This is a genomic window from Sphingomonas sp. RB1R13 (assembly GCF_036663775.1).
GTDB lineage: Bacteria > Pseudomonadota > Alphaproteobacteria > Sphingomonadales > Sphingomonadaceae > Sphingomicrobium.
The window spans coordinates 1-1,518 of record NZ_JAXOJM010000023.1; the positions used below are offsets into that span (position 1 = coordinate 1).

Annotated in this window: 1 protein-coding gene; it reads right to left on the bottom strand. The window is 68.6% G+C overall.

From position 1 onward, the window contains the following. Positions 1-1,518, bottom strand: a 1,518-nt coding sequence (locus tag U1700_RS14450) for an ABC transporter transmembrane domain-containing protein (RefSeq protein ID WP_332753393.1), incomplete at both ends; no start/stop codon positions are given.

A 1,518-nucleotide genomic window follows, 5' to 3' on the forward strand; every position in this document is an offset into this window, starting at 1 on the left:
GACCAGCGTGGTGCGGTTGGTCATCAGCCGCTCCAGCGCCTGTTGCACCAGTTGTTCGCTCTCGGCGTCGAGCGCGCTGGTCGCCTCGTCGAGCAACAGGATCGGCGCATCGCGCAGCAGCGCGCGGGCGATGGTGATCCGCTGGCGCTGCCCGCCCGACAGCCGCGCGCCGCCCTCGCCCAGGAAGGTGTCCAGCCCCTGCGGCAGCGCGCGGAGAAACTCGGCGGCATTGGCGGCCTCGGCGGCGGCCCAAAGTTCGTCGTCGCTCGCCTCCCAACGGCCATAGCGCAGATTGTCGCGGGCCGAGGCGCCGAAGATCACCGTCTCCTGCGGCACCATCGCGATGCGCGCGCGGATCGCCGCCGGATCGGCATCGCGCAACGACACGCCGTCGAGCGAGATGTTGCCGCTCTGCGGGTCATAGAAACGCTCGGCCAGCTGGAACAAGGTCGACTTGCCCGCGCCCGAAGGCCCGACCACCGCGACCGTCTCGCCGGGGCGGATGTCGAGCGAGAAGTCGTTGAGCGCCGCGACCTCGGGCCGGGTCGGATAATGGAACACGACATTGTCGAACCGCAGTGCGCCCATCGGGATGACCGGCAGAACGGCCGGGGCAGGGGGCGGTGCGATCTCCGGCTCCTCGGCCAGCAGTTCGGCCAGCCGCTGCGCCGCGCCCGATGCGCGCAAGATGTCCCCCCACACCTCGGTCAGCGCCTGGAACGAGCCCGCGACCAGCATGCCCGTCACCACGAACGCGGTCAGCGACCCGCCCGACAGCCGCCCGCTGGCGACATCGGCGACCGCTTCCCAGAGGAGCAGCGTCAGCCCGCCGAAGAACAGCCCGATCACCATCGCGGTCATGATCGCGCGCAGCAGGAAACGCTTGCGCGAGGTGGCGAAACCGTTGCTGACCGCCAGCTCGAACCGCTCGGCCTCGCGGCGTTCCTGGCCGAAGGCCTGCACGACCTTCATCGCGCCCAGCGTCTCCACCGCGGTCGCGCCGATCTCGGCCAACTTGTCCTGGCTGTCGCGCGAATAGCTGCGCACGCGTCTGCCCAGCACCACGATCGGCAGCACGATCAGCGGGATACAGACCAACAGCGAGAGGGTCAGCTTGGGCGAGAGCGCGAACAGATAGATGGTCCCGCCGATCCCGATCACCACATTGCGCAGCGCGATCGAGACGGTGGAGCCGACGACCTGCTCGATGATCGCGGTGTCGGCGGTCAACCGGCTCGCGATCTCGGACGGGCGGTTTTCCTCGAAATAGCGCGGAGCCAAGCGCAGCAGATTGGCTTGCACCGCGATGCGGATGTCGGCGACCGTGCGCTCGCCCAGCCAGGACACGAAATAGAAGCGGAACGCGGTGGCGATCGCCAGCACCACGACGACGGCCAGCAGACCCTGGAAATAGGGTGCGATGTTTCCGGTATCGGCGACGTTGCCGAAGCCGTGGTCGATCACCTTCTGAAAGGTGCGCGGGATGAACAGCGTGGCCAGCGCCGAGACCGCCAGCGA